We start from the raw sequence: 658 nt of genomic DNA on the forward strand, positions 1-658 counted from the left end.
TGAAGCCGGAGATCATGCCGGTGCTGGCACGGCCCCAAGCATTGCCGGGCTTCTCAGCCAGGTTGTCAAACATACCGGGGCCCATGGCAGCGTACATGACCCAAGGAGTCACCTTCACGCCGTCGAAGGTCAGGGGCAGCAGGACAGCGAACATGTCCATGTTGTCCATGTAGTTGTCATAGGCCTGTCCGGACCACTGGCTCTTGTAGCCACCGTTGTCGTTGTAGGGGCGAGCCCAGAAAGCGGTCAGGCCCACGTTTTCGTTGAACTGGTAGTTCAGGGTAACGGCGGCCACATCATCGTCGATGATCTGGGAGGCATTGGTGGTGAAGCTGGGCAGGGCCAGACCCTGGATACCCATGCGGACCTTCAGGTCGGTCTGGGGCACCATCCAGTCGATGTAGGCGCGCTTCAGTTCCACGGACTTGCCGTCAGCACCCAGGGCGCCGCCGTTGTCGTTGTCGTTGTCGCCCCACACCTGGTCACCGATTTCGAAGAACACGGTACCGGACAGGGCTTCGGAAGCCACGGCGTCCAACTGCAGGCGAACGCGCTGGGTAGCTTCGAATTCGTCTTCATGGTTACCGTTACGGCTGAAGCCGGAGTTACCAGCGGCCTTGCTCTTGGCGAAGTCGCCGTGCATGCCGTAGTTGAAATC

At 60.2% G+C, this 658-nt stretch carries 1 pseudogene; it reads right to left on the bottom strand.

The window, feature by feature from the left end:
* A pseudogene (locus ACQRBR_RS12035) lies at positions 1-658 on the bottom strand (outer membrane homotrimeric porin); the annotation flags it as partial.

It is taken from the genome of Desulfovibrio sp. SGI.133 (assembly GCF_050313955.1).
Lineage (GTDB): Bacteria > Desulfobacterota > Desulfovibrionia > Desulfovibrionales > Desulfovibrionaceae > Desulfovibrio.